Below are 14090 nucleotides of genomic sequence, written 5' to 3'. Positions count from 1 at the left end.
GCAGTGCCCGATCGATGACGCAGGACGATAGCGCCGCCACCATCCTCCACCCCCAATCCGAAGCCGACATCCGCGACATCGTCGCCGCCGCCGTCGCGGCCGAGGAGCCGCTGGCGATCGAGGGGACGGGTTCCAAGGCCGGGCTCGGCCGGCCGGTGCAGGCGGCGCGAACGCTGTCGCTCGCTAAGATGTCCGGCGTCACGCTGTATGAGCCGGAAGAGCTGGTGCTCTCAGCCAAAGCCGGCACCCCGATCGCCGAGATCGAGGCGCTGGTCGACGCGCATGGGCAGCGGCTGGAATTCGAGCCGATGGATTACGGCCCGCTGCACGGGCTCTGCGCCGGGCAGGGGACGCTGGGCGGCGTCGTCGCCTGCAACCTTTCCGGTCCGCGGCGGCTGAAGCAGGGTGCCGCCCGCGATCACGTCCTCGGCGTCCGGGCCGTCTCGGGGCGGGCCGAAATCTTCAAGTCCGGCGGCCGGGTGGTCAAGAACGTCACCGGCTACGATCTGTCGAAGGGCCTCACCGGCTCCTACGGGACGCTGGCGGTGATGAGCGAGATCACCATCAAGGTCCTGCCGAAATGCGAGACCGAGACGACGCTGGTGCTGCGCGGCCTGTCGGACGCAGAGGCGGCCGGCGCGATGGCCGCTTCCATGGGCTCCTCGGCGGAGGTCTCGGGTGCGGCGCATCTGCCGATGTATGTCGCCGCCCGCGTCGCCGACGGCGCGCTCGGCAACGATGCCGCGACGCTCATCCGCATCGACGGCTTCGGCCCGTCGGTCGAGGCGCGGGCCGCCCATCTCGGACGGGGGCTGGAAAAGGTCGGAAAAGTCGAGCGGTTGGATCCGCAGGCTTCGCGGCGGCTCTGGCGCGACGTCCGCGACGTCCGCCCCTTCGTCGACGGAACGCAGAAGCCCGTCTGGCGTCTGTCGGTCACGCCGACGCGGGCGCACGAGATCGTCATGAGCCTGAGGATGCAGGCGGCGATCGACGCCTTCTATGACTGGCAGGGCGGCCTCGTCTGGCTGAAGATGGAGACGGGCGAGCCCGAAGCCGATCTGGTTCGCGCAACGCTCCGCCGCTTCGGCGGCGGCCACGCGACGCTGGTGCGGGCGTCGGAGAGTGTTCGGGCGGCGACGGCCGTGTTCGAGCCGCAGCCGGGGCCATTGGCAGGGCTGTCGCACCGGCTGAAGGAGCAGTTCGATCCGAAGGGCGTGCTCAACCCGGGGAAGATGGGGTAGAATGCCAGCAAAGAGGGTTCGGTCATGGACGTGAACGATATCATGGCACGCGATCCCGACATCATGTCGGGGGCACTCGTGTTCAAAGGGACGCGTGTGCCGGTCGAGGCTCTGTTCGGGAATCTCGCATCGGGCATGTCCCTGGCAGAATTTTTGGATAACTTTCCGACTGTGACGCGCGAGCAGGTCGAGGGGGCGCTTGTCGCGGCGAGCGAGGACCTCGAGCGATTGGTCGCTTGAGCCCACATGCCATTCTCGATGAGCCGGTGCCTCGGGACCTCATCGCTGCGCTTGCCACATTCAACTGTGTCGTCGCGCCGTTCCCGAACGAATGGAAAGGCTTGAGGAACGGCGATCTGCTGGCCCGTGTCGAGGCGGAGAGTATTTCGGTCTTGATCACCTGTGACCGGAACATGCGGTTTCAGCACACGATCGGAACACGGCCATTCGCCCTCGTCGTGCCGCCCGATCAGCGATTGGTCAGGTTGTTGGCGATCTGCGAGCAGATATCGCAAGCCATAAAATCCGCTGCGCCGGGTCATGTTGTTCTGTTGAATCGGACCGGCCAATTCGACGTCCTCGCTCCATAAAAGACATTGACCGATGCAAACCGCCTTCACCGCCGATCAGCTGCAGCAGCCCGACGTCGCCCATTCCGAGCAGATAATCCGCAAATGCGTGCATTGCGGCTTCTGCACGGCGACCTGCCCGACCTATGTCACCCTCGGCAACGAGCTCGATTCCCCGCGCGGCCGCATCTACCTGATCAAGGAAATGCTGGAGAACGACCGGCCGGCGGACGACAAGGTGGTCACCCATATCGACCGCTGCCTCTCGTGCCTCGCCTGCATGACGACGTGCCCGTCGGGCGTGAACTACATGCATCTCGTCGATCACGCCCGGGCGCATATCGAGCGGACCTACAAGCGGCCCCTGGCGGACCGGATGATCCGCACGATCCTGGCGATGACGCTGCCTTATCCGGCGCGGTTCCGGGCGAGCCTGACGCTGGCGCGGCTCGGCCGGCCCTTCGCCGGACTGTTCGATGCGGTCAAGCCGTTGAAGCCGCTTGCCGCCATGCTGAAGCTGGCGCCCATGTCGATGCCGAAAAAGTCGGTGGTCAACGAACCGGGCGTGCGCAAGGCCGAGGGCGCGCGCGTCAAGCGCGTCGCGCTGCTGAGGGGCTGCGCCCAGTCGGTGCTCGATCCGAAGATCAACGAGGCGACGGTGCGGCTTCTGACCCGGCTCGGTGTCGAGGTGGTGGTGCCGGAGGGCGAGGGCTGCTGCGGTGCGCTCGTCCATCACATGGGCCAGGAAGAGCCGGCGCTCGACTTCGCTCGCCGCAACGTCGACGTCTGGATGCGCGAGATCGAGCGTGGCGGCCTCGACGCGATCGTCATCACGGCGTCGGGCTGCGGCACGACGATCAAGGACTATCACCACATGCTCCGGCTCGATCCGGCTTATGCGGAAAAGGCCGCCAGGGTCTCGGCGCTGGCGAAGGACGTGACCGAGTTCCTGACCGACCTCGAACTGCCGGCGCCGCGCGACGTCGGGCCGATCGTCGTCGCCTATCACTCGGCCTGCTCGATGCAGCATGGCCAGCGCGTGGTCCGCCAGCCGAAGGCGCTTCTGTCGAAAGCCGGCTTCGCTGTCCGGGACGTGCCGGAGGGGCATCTGTGCTGCGGCTCGGCCGGCACCTACAACATCCTGCAGCCGGAGATCGCCGACCGGCTGAAGACGCGCAAGGTGAAGAACATCGAAAGCGTTTCGCCGCATGTCATCGCCACCGGCAATATCGGCTGCATGACGCAGATCGGCGGGGGGACGAAGATTCCCGTGGTGCATACGGTGGAATTGCTCGACTGGGCGTTCGGCGGCGAGAGGCCGGCGTTGCTCGGGTGAGGGCGCGCCGGGTTACCGCGCCTGTTCCAGAAACCGCATCAGCCCGGTTTCGGGCGCTGTCAGCCGCTCGCGCCGGCGCCCCTGCAGGAGATCGGCGGGGAGCATGCCCGCCTCGTAGGCCTCGACGATCGCCGGATGGACATAGGACGAGCGGGCAACGGCTGGCGTGTTGCGAAGCCTTGCGGCGACCGAGCGCATCGCCGCCGCCACGGCGCGCTTCTTCTTGTTCGGCGTGTCGGCGTCGCCGGCCTCCTCGATGAGGAACCGCAGCGCCTCGGCAGAGCCGTGAAAGGTGCGGAAGTCCTTGGCCGATATCGCCGCGCCCGAGGCCTCGTGCAGATAGTCGTTGAGAGCGTTTGCCGTCAGCTCGCGCTGCTTCTTGGTCTTGCCGGGATAGCGGAACAGCCGCTGGCCGCGGCCCTGGCGCATCTTTTTCAGCGAGGCGACGAGCGGGCGCTCGGCAATCTCGATGCGATGTTCCTTGTTGGACTTGCCGACGAATTTCAGCACCGCGACCTTGTCGACGATCTTCAGGTTCTGGCGACGCAGTGACGCGACGCCGCGGCCGCCGTCGGCGGCGTATTTCTCGTGGCCGGGGCGCATCGCGGCGACGTCGACGAGGCGGGTGGCGACGGCCGCGGTCATCCGCCGATCGGCCTTGCGGCGGCGGAGATCCCGCTCGATCTGGCCGCGCAGCTTCGGCAACGCCCGACCGAAGCGCAGCAGCCTTTCGCTCTTTACGGCGTTGCGCACGTTCACCCAGGCATCGTGATAGCGATATTGCAGCCTGCCCTTCTCGTCCCGCCCCACCGCCTGGATATGGCCGTTCTCGAAGACGCAGATCTTCACCTGCGTCCAGGCGGGTGGGATCGCCAACGCCTTGATACGGCGCCTGATTTGCGCGTCCCGGATGGTTTCGCCACCGCCGAAACAGACCCTGAAGCCGCGGCCGCATTTGTGCCGCTCGATCTCGAAACTCCCGGGATCGACCATTTCGAGCCCGTGACGTTGGGCATGAAGGGCAAGATCGTGATGCATCGGCGTCTCGGACTCGGCGCTCGCCGAAAGTTGGGTTGCTCGGAGATGCGCTAACGCAATTTCGCCCGCCGTCGTTCCGACCCCTGCCTGCGACGATTTCGCTCCCCGGATCAACCGCTTGCCCGGGAACCGTCTCCGGCTTTTCGCCTTTCACGCGGCAACGTGAAAACCCATCGGAGGTGAAAGAGCCATGACGCAATTTCGAAAGGGCCAGCATGTCGCCTGGTCGTGGGGAAACGGCGAGGGGACGGGGCAGGTGAAGGAGCATTTCAAGGAAAGGGTCACACGCACCATTGCCGGCAGCGAGATTACCCGCAACGCCAGCGACGACAATCCGGCCTATCTCATCGAGCAGGAGGACGGGTCCGAGGTGCTGAAGTCGGAATCGGAACTGAAGAAAAGCGGCTGACTGCCGATCCTGGGCGAAGGTCGGACGCTCTGGCGGATGAACGCCCTGTCCTCACCACCAGGGCCAGGCCAGCACCCCTGCCGCGACCACCAGATAGCGCAGCAGCTTGCCGGCCCCGACGAGGACCAGGAAGAGGCCGACGTTGACACGGGCGATGCCGGCGACGACGGTCAGCGCATCGCCGCCGATCGGCGCCCAGGCGAAGAGCAGGGTCCACACGCCGTAACGCTGGAAGAGGGAGGAGAACCGCTCGACGTGCCGAGGCGAGACCGGAAACCATCGGCGGTCCTGGAAGCCGATCAAGAAGCGTCCACAGACCCAGTTGAACAGGGAGCCGAGGGTATTTCCGGCAGTGGCGAGCGCAATCAGGACCCAGGGATCTACCGTCCGCTCGACGAGGGCGGCGGCGAGCACGACTTCGGACGCCCCCGGCAGCAGCGTCGCCGCCAGGAAGGCCGACCAGAACATCGCCGCGGCGGAGAGGAACTCGCTCGTCATGGCCGCCCTGATAGCCGAACGGACAAGGTCGCTGAAGCGCCCTCGCTTCCGTTCGCTTCGATGGCGGTGCACGATGGAGGCAAATGCCGCACCGTCACACGCCTGACACGCATGGCTGGCTCCATCGGCAGATGAAGATCACCATGAGCCCGGATGCCCTCGTCACGCAGCCCCTCGGACGGAAAAGACCGGCCGCGATCCGCCTTCGCGCGGATTACCTGCCGTCGTGCCTTGCTGCTCGCGGCTACGCCATCGGTTGCCTTGATGCAGCGTGATGCACCGGCAACGGTCGGCGATCTCGCTACCGGTCACGGGATCTCCCTTGGCGAGGCGACCAAGACCTTCGCGCGGATCGCCTGCCTCTCCTTCGGCGGGCCGGCGGGGCAGATCGCGGTGATGCACCGCATCCTGGTCGAGGAGAAGCGCTGGATCGGCGAGGATCGGTTTCTGCACGCGTTGAACTTCTGCATGCTCCTGCCGGGGCCGGAGGCCCAGCAACTCGCGACCTATTGCGGCTGGCTTCTGCATCGCACCCTCGGCGGCCTCGTCGCCGGGCTCCTCTTCGTCTTGCCCGGCTTTCTGGCGATCATGGGGCTCAGCATCGTCTATGCCGCCTATGGCGAGATGGCGATCGTCTCTTCGCTGTTTCTCGGGCTGAAGGCGGCGGTGCTCGCCATCGTCGTCCAGGCGGTGCTGCGGATCGGCGGGCGGGCGCTGAAGAACGGCTGGATGATCGCCATCGCCGCGGCCGCCTTCGTCGCCATCTTCCTCTTCGCCGTCCCCTTTCCGGCGATCGTCGCGGCAGCGGGCCTCCTCGGCTTCGCCGGCGGGCGGGCGGGCCATCCGGCCTTTGCAGCGGCGGGAAAAGGCGACGTGGCGGTGACGGACGGCGATCATGCCGTCGGAACCCATTCCGGCACGGTCCGGTCCTCGGCCCGATCGGCCTTTCTGACGGCCGCGGTCTGCCTCGCCGTCTGGCTGCTGCCGGTGGCGGCGCTGCTCTTCGCCTTCGGCCCGGACAACGTCTATTCGCAGATCGCGGTGTTCTTTTCCAAGATGGCAGTGGTGACCTTCGGCGGCGCCTACGCGGTGCTCGCTTATGTCGCGCAGGAGGCCGTCGGTACCTATGGCTGGATGCAGCCGGGCGAGATGCTGGACGGCCTCGGGTTGGCCGAGACGACGCCGGGACCGTTGATCATGGTGACACAGTTCGTCGGCTTTCTGGCGGCCTTCCGGGAGCCCGGGTCGCTCAATCCCTATCTCGCCGGTGCGCTCGGGGCGTGCCTGACCACCTGGGTGACCTTCGCGCCCTGCTTCCTCTGGATCTTCGCCGGCGCGCCCTTCATCGAGCGGCTGAGAAGCAACCGCGCGCTGTCGGCGGCCCTGTCGACGATCACCGCCGCCGTCGTCGGCGTGATCCTCAATCTCGCCGTCTGGTTCGCCCTGCACGTTCTGTTCGCGCGGGTGGAGGAGGTCGAACGTTACGGCTTGTCGCTCGACGTGCCGGTGCTCTCCAGCCTCGATCTCCTGGCGCTCGCCTTGGTCCTGACGGCGGTCGTGGCGATCTTCGTCCTCAGGCTCGGCATGCTGCCGACTCTCGGCCTGTGCGCGGCCGGCAGCCTCGGCGCGTTTCTCCTCGGCTGACGGCAGTGCGCGCGGCGACGATCAGAGCGGCTGGCCGGCGCCGTCGTCGCCCTCCGGCGCTAGGGGCGCGGGTTCGATCTCGGGAGACGGCTGCGGCTCCACCGACGGCGCATCGGGGCCCTTGATCGTCACGCCGTTGATCTTCACCGAACCGTCCGCTGCGGTCTCGATCACCCACTGGGTCTTGCCGTCCGCGATCTGTCTGCCGAAGCCCTTCGCCATCGAGCCGAAGGCAAAGCCCTGCAGCGCCTGCGGATCCTCGGCGCCGGCGTCCTGGAGCGACTTCAAGGCCGCGTCGAGGCCGGTCGCGACGATGTCGAACCGCGTCTCGGGCTTGGCTGCGTCGAAGGTGATCTCGCCGTCCACGGTTACGTCGTAGTCGCGGGCGGCCAGCCGGACGTTTTCCAGCCGCAGCCGCGGCCGCTTCTCTTCGAAGGTCGCGAGGATCTCCCGACCGGCTTCCTCCGAGAGCGGCTCGTCGGTGGACAGGTCGAGGCGCGAGATCATGATGCGGGCCGGTGTTTCGAGATCGATGCCGGCGCCGACGACGTCCATCGTCATGTCGCTCGGGATGAGCGGCTTCGCCCAGCCGGGGATCTGCGGGAAATCGTAGGTCATGCCGCTGGCGGCGAAGCGATATCTGTAGGTGCCGTCGGTGACGATCCCGTCGCCCGACAGTGCGAGGTCGAGGCGGCCGATCGCGGCGGTTCCAAAGGGTGTCTTGACGGCGATGTCATCGAGGCTGGTGTCGCCGGCGATCCGGCTCCACAGCGGCATCGCCTCGCCGATCAGGCGCTTCAGCTCGGGCTCGGACTGGCGCAGTGTGTCGTCGCCGGCCTTCCTCAAGAGAAAGGCGGCGAGATCGGTGATCGGCCGCGCCTGGAGGTCCGCGGCGTCCGTGGTGACCGTATAGGCGCCGGCGGAAAAGACGATGTCGATGAACTTGTCCGGCTGCGCCGGATCGAGCGCGGTGCGGATCGTTTCGGTGAACCCGTCGACGACCTGGGAAAGGCTGTAGTCGACGATGCCGTCCTGCTTCGGCTGGCTCGTCGACTGAATGCGCATCGGCCCGAACTCGGCCCGAACGTCGCCGTTCGGCTGGGCCTGCGACATCTGCATCCCGTCGATCGTTCCGGTCGACGTGAGGAAGCTGCGGATGTCAGTCGCCCAGATCCCTGCAAACTCGATCCCGTTGATCGCGTAGTCGGTGTCGACCTTCCCACCATCGACGTCGAGGCCGTAGGAGAAGGCCACCGCGCCATCGCCGTTCACCTGCCAGTTGCCGTCGCTGCGCTGGCTGACGACGAGCGAATAGGGGCTGACATTGGTCTCGGCGCGGCCGCCGCCGGGCAGGGCGGTCGAGAAACTACCTTTGGCCGCGAGGGTGATCCGATAGCCCTTCGGGTCCGGCTCGATGGTGACGAAGCCGTCCTTGAACGGCAGCGGGCCGAGATAGTCCTTCAGGGCCGCGGTCAGGGCGGCGGCGCCGAGGGCCGTCCCTGCCTCGCCGGAACCGTCGCCTTGCGCATGGGCTGCGGCCGGGACGAGGAACGGGAGGGCGGTGAGAGCGGAGCGAAGGCGCATCTTGTCGAGGGTCCGGACGAGGGTTCTGTCGCAATGGTGCGAAGTGGAAGGTCGAGACCCGCTTTTGTGGCGGCAAACTGCGACCTTGGGAAGGCGTCGTGGAAATCTCGCGCAGTGCCCGGCAACGCGTCTCAACGCGACTTATTGTACCGCCGAGACCGCGCCGCGCAATTTGGGCGCCGCACCGGCGGAGGCTGCGGCAGCCACCGCGGGATCCACATAGGCGTCCCAGCAGGGCGACAGCGTGATCTTCGTCTTCGTCTGAATCGCCACATCGTAAAGGGACCGGAGCCGCTCGTTGGCGCCGGTGACCGGGCAGCGGGGGTAGAGGATCAGGTCGGTGTCCTGCACGGCGGAAATCACCGTCCCGTCCGGGTCCGGCACGGCGCGGTAGGGATCGGCGCCGATGGCGATCGCGTGCGGCGCCTGCCGCTCCAGCAGCCATGGGAACGGGTTGACGAAATTGAGGCTCATGATCGTCTCGAAGCGGACGCCGTGGCTTGCTTCGAAGGCCTTGATCGCACCCGCCGCCTCATCCACCGCCATCAGCCAGGTGAGCTGGAAGTCCGGCTCGCTGTAGAGGGTGAAGTTCGGCAGTTCGCCGGCTCGGGCGATCGCCTCGTAGGTTTCGGGATGATCCATATAGATCTGCTTCATCACCTCGGCGTGGTGGATGATCTCCGGCCGCTGGGTGACCTGGCCGAGCGGACCGAGATGATCGTTCGCCAGCCTCTGGTATTTCATCTGGCCGACGAAGGCGCGGGTGGCGCGGCTCGTCACCTCGACGAAATAGGGAAGCGAAGAGGCGGCGATCAGGAGCGCGACGAGGCCGAGGCGCGTCCCGGTCATTGCGCCGCGCCGCGTCCAGGCCATCAGAAGCATCGGCCACAGGAAGATGAAGCCCTGGCCACCGGTGTTCTGGGTCTCGACGAAGAGGGCCGCGAAGGTCGCTGCCGCGATCCATACGATCGGCCGGTCGACAAGCCTTGCAAGCGACGTCCAGCCGGGCGACCGGGCGAGGGATTTGGCCGCGCCGGCGATTTCGCGCCCGTCGAAGACGGCGAGGGCGAGCATCAGGAGGCAGAGCGGGCCGAAGACGGTGAAGTGGATCGAGGCGGCCTGCAGGAAGCGCGGCAAGAGGCTGCCCTCGTTCATCGAAAGCAGCGCGACAATGTCGCCGACATAGGCCGAGACGATGCCGAGGAAGAGCTCGAGGACGGCGAGGACCGCCAGGAAGGCCGCGGCTGCTGCCAGCGCCAGGCGCAGCTCGATCCGCCGCGCCGCAAGCGCCACGACGCAGAGGAGCCCGCCGGCGAAGAAGCCCGTGACCTTGGTCAGGAACAGCGCCAGCATCGTGCCGACGACGACGGCGAGGATCACCCGCCGCGACGCCGCGAAGACGAGCCCCGCCGCAAGGACGTAGAGGATCTCGGTGATCTGCCGGTTGTAGATGCCGAACCCGTCGACGCTCGGAAACGAGTAGTAGGAGGTGACGTTGAACGGCAGCAGCTGGAAGACCAGGAACGGTCCGAGCAGCGCCAGCGCTAGGCCCCGCGAGCGCTTGTCGACGTCGGCGACGACGAGGGCGATCAGCGGGCCCGTGACGAGGAACAGCGACCACTGGGCGACGAGGAGCGGCTGGCCCTTGGGGAAGATCCATTCGACGAGGGCGAACAGCCAATAGCCGAGCGGCCCGACCGGGGTGAAGAAGTCGACCCCCGGCACCTGGCCGCCGAAGATCCGGTTGGCCGCGTCAAAATAGATGAAGAGGTCCCAGTACATCGCGCCGATCGGGACGGTCAGCGGCAGGAGCAGCAGCGCGACCAGGAGGATCGACACGGCCGCCAGGAGGACGAGCGGCGAAGCGAGAGGGGAAAAACGTCGCGCCGAATGAGCCTGGGCGGCGGTCGAGGTGAACGTCACGGTGAACGGTCCCGCATTGCGATGGATTGCCGCATCATGGCGCGGCCGACTTAAGAAAGGCTGATGATACTGTGGCAAATCCGGTCGTTGGGCAGTCTCGTTGGCCGGGCACCGCGGCGGGCGCCCCCGGCGGACGGCCGGTGTGACGGCTTTGTGAATTGCGCACAGACGTCTTCGGCGTAGCGTGTTGCGATGCAAGAGCGGCATTGCACCCGAGGGGTCGGCGGCCGGATTTTTCAGTCAGGCGTGCCCGCAGAGCCCCGTTCCAGAGACCGACGACCCGGATCGTTCCCGTGGCCGTTCGGCGGTCTGGTCCGCCCGTTCGCTCTTGCCGCCTTCTTCGCCATGCCGTTGCCGGCAGTCGCCATCGAGCGCGGGTTGTCGGATTTCGGCGCCGGGACGAAGGCCGCGCCGGAGGGGACGGCCGTCGACGTCGAACTCGTCCTCGCAGTGGACGTTTCCTGGTCGATGGATCAGTCCGAGCAGGCGATCCAGCGCGACGGCTATGCCGCCGCCTTCCGCGATCCGAAGGTCCAGGAAGCGATTTTCGACGGGGTCAATGGCAAGGTCGCCGTCACCTATGTCGAATGGGCGGGCACGGTGTCGCAGACGGTGGTCGTCCCATGGACACTGATCGACAGCAAGGCCGCCGCCGACGCCTTCGCCTATCAATTGACGACGGAACTTCCCGACCGCGAACGCCGCACCTCGATCTCCGCAGCCATCGACACCATCGTGCCGATGTTCGCCGGCAACGGCTACGACGGTCTGCGCCGGGTGATCGACATTTCCGGCGATGGACCGAACAATCAGGGCCGCATGGTGACGATGGCGCGCGATGGGGCCGTCGCCGCAGGTATCACGATCAACGGCCTGCCGCTGATGACCTCGGGCAACGGCTTCTCCTGGGGCTCGATCCCCGATCTCGATCGATACTATTCCGATTGCGTGATCGGCGGGCCTCGCGCCTTCGTCATTCCGGTCAACGACTGGTCGCAGTTTCCCGACGCCGTCAGGCGCAAGCTGATCCTCGAACTCGCCGGCGGCTGGCCCGTCGATCAGGAGGAGACGAGGCCGGTCGTGAAGACGCAGGCGCTGCCTCCGGCCGACTGTCTCGTCGGCGAAGCCATGTGGATGGAACGCCAGCAGCGCTGGATGGACGACGCACGCTGAACGCGCCGCCTCGGTCGGCCGGCCGCCGGCCTGCCGCTTCGGTTCCTTGCAAGCCTTTCCGGGAGTTCCGTTTCCTGGCGCGGGCTCGGCGTTTCGTGTCCTGTGCGTCGACGGTGGGCGACGCCCGCCAAGGCGCAGCCAACCTCCCGTCCCCGCCCGCTTCGTCATGCCAGCGACGCGGCCTTCTTCAGGCGGCCGGCACGCTCCTGCTGCGGCGATCGATCGTAGAGCTCGCGGTAGCACTTGGCGAAATGCGAGGCCGAGACGAAGCCGCAGGCGATGGCGATCTCGACGATCGGCAACTGCGACTGGCGCAACAGATGCCTGGCCCGATCGAGCCGCATTTCGAGGTAATAGCGGGCCGGCGAGAGCCCCATCTCGCGTTCGAACAGCCGCTCCACCTGCCGGCGTGACAGGCCGACGTGATAGGCGATCTCGGCCAATGAGAGGGGATCGGCGAGATTGGCTTCCATGATCTCGATCGCCCGGACGACCTTGGCGTGCTGGACGCCGAGCCGCGCCTTCAGCGGCAGCCGCTGGCGGTCGTGCGATCCGCGTACGCGGTCGGTGATCGCCTGTTCGCAAACCCGGTTGACCGCCCCGTCGCCGAGATCCTCGCGGATCAGCGCGAGCATCATGTCGAGCGCCGCGGTGCCGCCGGCGCAGGTGTAGATGTTGTGGTCGATCTCGAAGAGATCCGCATAGACCTCGACCATCGGAAAGGCCTCGGCGAAGCCGGCGAGATTCTCCCAGTGGATGGCGCATTTGCGCCCGGAGAGGAGCCCCGCGCGGGCAAGAATCCACGCGCCGGTGCACAGGCCGCCGACCGAAATGCCGCGCTGATGGGCTTCCCGGAGATAGGAGAATACCGGCTTGTCCTCATACTCCTCGACGAAGACGCCCGAACAGGCCAGCACCATCGACGGCCGATTGCTCGAGACGAGGTCGCGCCGCTCCGCGTCGAGGGACGAGGAAACGGCGCAGGCGATGCCGTTCGACGCGGCGACGGCAGCACCGTCCGACGAGGCCAGGCGCCAGCGATAGACCTCCCGGCCGACGATGCGATTGGCGATCCTCAGCGGCTCGATCGCGTTCGCAAAAGCGATCATCGAGAAATTCGGGACGAGCAGGAACAGGATCGTCCGCTTCGGACCATCCCCGGTCGCATCGACCATGACGATCTCGCTCGCCGCGCCAGCGTCATCAAAATAGCTCATCGACCCGGCCTTCGACCCAAATCGCGACGATCACCTCGCCTTTGCCCGGCGACGGTGACGAAAATTCGTCGCCTGTGCAATGCAAATGGATAGGTCGTTTCGATGGTGGGCCGAAGGACCGTCAGCAGCCAATCATGCGGTCGTCTCTACGACGGCGAGGGCTATCGCGAGAGCCTGCGATGATTGGCGCGGACCCGCTTCGCATAGGGCCGCAAGCCGGCGCTGACGATGGCATCCATTGGATTGGCACTGCGCCGCCCCGTCATCGCGGCGATTGCAGCCTCGCCGGCGGCCCTGGCGATGGCCGTCTGGACGGCGATCACGGCTTCGGCCGTCGCCACGATCTTTTCGTCGACCATCCGGATCGCCTCGGCCTCGTCCCTGGCGGTGGGCGCCGTCGCCATGGCGAACCAGAGTTGTCCGACGCGGCTTGCGATCACAAAGGGGGACAATGTCGCAAGAGCCACGAATTCGGCAGTGCTTCTGCTTGCCCGGAAGCTTCGAGCGTCGGCAGAGGGATCGACTGGGCTCATACAGCGGACCTCGCATGTCGAGAGGAATTTCAAACCGGCAGAAACAGTCGTCCGCCGAGGGAATTTCCATCGGTCGAAGGCGCGACCTTAGAACAGTTGCAGGACGGCGAAGGCGGCGGCTCCGTAGAATCCCCCGAGAACGACGATGCCGATCACGCCGGTGATCAGCGCAGCGGCGAGCCACAGCCCGTCGCGGGTGCTGATCGCGACGCCGACGAGAGCGACCGATATGCCCGGAATGAGATTGGTCAGCGGAAAGGGGATCGCGACGATCGTCGCCATGATGAAGGAGTACCAGCCGAGGAGCGGCAGGAGGAGGCGTTCCGGCTCCAGCCAGTAACGGTGCCGCGCCAGCCGCTCGATCCGCCGCAGCATCGGGCCGATCTTGTCCATCACAAGCGCGATGCGGTCCGGGCTGAGCCTCATGCGCCCGACGAAATTCGGCAGCCACAGCCGGTGACGTCCGATCGCCAGCTGGAAGGTGAAGAACATCAGCGGTAGGCCGATGAAGAAGGACGCCGGCGGCGGCAGGGGAACGAGGTTCAATCCCCCGAACAGGATGAAGAAGGCACCGAAGGCGCGCGTGTCGAAGGCCTGCGAAAGTTCGCCGATGGTGGGTTCTTCGCGGCGCGTGTGGCTGAACGTGCGAAGGATCGCGGAGATCCGCTTCTGGCGCTTGCCACCTTGCCGGCGGATGGCGCGGCGCAGACTGGAAAAACCACCAGGGGGCACGGACGAGACTCTGTGGTGTGACACTGTAAAAGCTGCCCAACGAGGCGCGGGATGTTGCCGGCCGCTACGAGTCTCCCGAGTTAAACGGATGCATCTCGAACGATCGGCACTGGGCTCACTATGCCCATTCCCCCGTTAAGTCGAGGTTTCCGGCGCCGGTCGGCGATGCAAAGAATCGCGATGTTGCCGAGTC

At 66.6% G+C, this 14090-nt stretch carries 14 protein-coding genes; 7 read left to right on the top strand and 7 right to left on the bottom strand.

All coding sequences use genetic code 11. The features are described 5' to 3' along the window. Positions 1-14: 14 nt before the first annotated feature. From glcE to glcF, 4 genes are read left to right on the top strand one after another with little or no spacing between them, the layout of a single operon-like run. Entirely contained in the window at positions 15-1241 is a 1227-nt protein-coding gene (gene glcE / locus GTK09_RS11435) for a glycolate oxidase subunit GlcE (RefSeq protein ID WP_163463301.1), read from the top strand. 24 nt (positions 1242-1265) lie between these two features. Beyond that, positions 1266-1481: a DUF433 domain-containing protein gene (locus GTK09_RS11430; RefSeq protein ID WP_163463300.1), complete on the top strand. Its 216-nt coding sequence runs from the start codon at positions 1266-1268 to the stop codon at positions 1479-1481. After that, the gene (locus tag GTK09_RS11425; protein ID WP_163463299.1) at positions 1478-1831 is read left to right on the top strand and encodes a hypothetical protein; all 354 of its coding nucleotides are present in this window, start codon (positions 1478-1480) and stop codon (positions 1829-1831) included. The genes GTK09_RS11430 and GTK09_RS11425 overlap by 4 nt, the downstream gene beginning before the upstream one ends. A gap of 13 nt (positions 1832-1844) precedes the next feature. Beyond that, entirely contained in the window at positions 1845-3146 is a 1302-nt protein-coding gene (glcF, locus tag GTK09_RS11420; protein ID WP_163463298.1) for a glycolate oxidase subunit GlcF, read from the top strand. A 12-nt stretch (positions 3147-3158) separates the two neighbouring features. Here the strand turns inward: glcF and GTK09_RS11415 are convergent, their stop codons facing one another. Beyond that, positions 3159-4184, bottom strand: coding sequence for a DNA topoisomerase IB (locus tag GTK09_RS11415; RefSeq protein WP_163463297.1), 1026 nt, complete (start codon positions 4182-4184; stop codon positions 3159-3161). 190 nt (positions 4185-4374) lie between these two features. On the opposite strand from GTK09_RS11415, the gene GTK09_RS11410 reads away from it, so the two are divergent. Continuing rightward, positions 4375-4593 carry a hypervirulence associated TUDOR domain-containing protein gene (locus GTK09_RS11410; RefSeq protein ID WP_163463296.1) on the top strand — a complete coding sequence of 73 codons (219 nt, stop codon included), beginning with the start codon at positions 4375-4377 and terminating at the stop codon, positions 4591-4593. A 51-nt stretch (positions 4594-4644) separates the two neighbouring features. Here GTK09_RS11410 and GTK09_RS11405 read toward each other — a convergent pair whose 3' ends face one another. After that, positions 4645-5091, bottom strand: coding sequence for a YqaA family protein (locus GTK09_RS11405; RefSeq protein ID WP_163463295.1), 447 nt, complete (start codon positions 5089-5091; stop codon positions 4645-4647). A gap of 264 nt (positions 5092-5355) precedes the next feature. On the opposite strand from GTK09_RS11405, the gene chrA reads away from it, so the two are divergent. After that, entirely contained in the window at positions 5356-6735 is a 1380-nt protein-coding gene (gene chrA, locus GTK09_RS11400) for a chromate efflux transporter (RefSeq protein WP_163463294.1), read from the top strand. Between the two features lie 21 nt (positions 6736-6756). Here chrA and GTK09_RS11395 read toward each other — a convergent pair whose 3' ends face one another. Continuing rightward, positions 6757-8319 (bottom strand): DUF2125 domain-containing protein, encoded by a 1563-nt coding sequence (locus tag GTK09_RS11395; protein ID WP_163463293.1) that lies wholly within the window; start codon positions 8317-8319, stop codon positions 6757-6759. Between the two features lie 141 nt (positions 8320-8460). Continuing rightward, complete coding sequence (locus tag GTK09_RS11390) at positions 8461-10242, bottom strand: hypothetical protein (RefSeq protein WP_163463292.1); 1782 nt, start codon at positions 10240-10242, stop codon at positions 8461-8463. 345 nt (positions 10243-10587) lie between these two features. On the opposite strand from GTK09_RS11390, the gene GTK09_RS11385 reads away from it, so the two are divergent. After that, positions 10588-11415 (top strand): DUF1194 domain-containing protein, encoded by an 828-nt coding sequence (locus tag GTK09_RS11385; protein ID WP_163463291.1) that lies wholly within the window; start codon positions 10588-10590, stop codon positions 11413-11415. A 164-nt stretch (positions 11416-11579) separates the two neighbouring features. On the opposite strand, the gene GTK09_RS11380 is transcribed toward GTK09_RS11385, so the two are convergent. From GTK09_RS11380 to GTK09_RS11370, 3 genes are all read right to left on the bottom strand, one after another. Next, the gene (locus GTK09_RS11380; protein WP_163463451.1) at positions 11580-12590 is read right to left on the bottom strand and encodes a GlxA family transcriptional regulator; all 1011 of its coding nucleotides are present in this window, start codon (positions 12588-12590) and stop codon (positions 11580-11582) included. Between the two features lie 203 nt (positions 12591-12793). Further along, positions 12794-13084 (bottom strand): hypothetical protein, encoded by a 291-nt coding sequence (locus GTK09_RS11375; protein ID WP_163463290.1) that lies wholly within the window; start codon positions 13082-13084, stop codon positions 12794-12796. 168 nt (positions 13085-13252) lie between these two features. Continuing rightward, complete coding sequence (locus tag GTK09_RS11370; RefSeq protein WP_163463289.1) at positions 13253-13897, bottom strand: exopolysaccharide biosynthesis protein; 645 nt, start codon at positions 13895-13897, stop codon at positions 13253-13255. Positions 13898-14090 lie beyond the last annotated feature (193 nt).

The sequence above is a fragment of the Jiella pacifica genome (genome assembly GCF_010500815.1).
In the GTDB taxonomy this organism is placed as follows: Bacteria; Pseudomonadota; Alphaproteobacteria; order Rhizobiales; family Rhizobiaceae; genus Jiella; species Jiella pacifica.
This window is presented reverse-complemented; position numbering and strand designations above follow the sequence as displayed.

Bases quoted from the DNA above. Each gene is read 5' to 3' on its own strand.
- glcE (WP_163463301.1), top strand. From the start codon at position 15: ATGACGCAGGACGATAGCGCCGCCACCATCCTCCACCCCCAATCCGAA.
- GTK09_RS11385 (WP_163463291.1), top strand. From the start codon at position 10,588: ATGCCGTTGCCGGCAGTCGCCATCGAGCGCGGGTTGTCGGATTTCGGC.
- GTK09_RS11430 (WP_163463300.1), top strand. From the start codon at position 1,266: ATGGACGTGAACGATATCATGGCACGCGATCCCGACATCATGTCGGGG.
- GTK09_RS11380 (WP_163463451.1), bottom strand. From the start codon at position 12,590: ATGGTCGATGCGACCGGGGATGGTCCGAAGCGGACGATCCTGTTCCTG.
- GTK09_RS11395 (WP_163463293.1), bottom strand. From the start codon at position 8,319: ATGCGCCTTCGCTCCGCTCTCACCGCCCTCCCGTTCCTCGTCCCGGCC.
- chrA (WP_163463294.1), top strand. From the start codon at position 5,356: ATGCAGCGTGATGCACCGGCAACGGTCGGCGATCTCGCTACCGGTCAC.
- glcF (WP_163463298.1), top strand. From the start codon at position 1,845: ATGCAAACCGCCTTCACCGCCGATCAGCTGCAGCAGCCCGACGTCGCC.
- GTK09_RS11405 (WP_163463295.1), bottom strand. From the start codon at position 5,091: ATGACGAGCGAGTTCCTCTCCGCCGCGGCGATGTTCTGGTCGGCCTTC.
- GTK09_RS11415 (WP_163463297.1), bottom strand. From the start codon at position 4,184: ATGCATCACGATCTTGCCCTTCATGCCCAACGTCACGGGCTCGAAATG.
- GTK09_RS11410 (WP_163463296.1), top strand. From the start codon at position 4,375: ATGACGCAATTTCGAAAGGGCCAGCATGTCGCCTGGTCGTGGGGAAAC.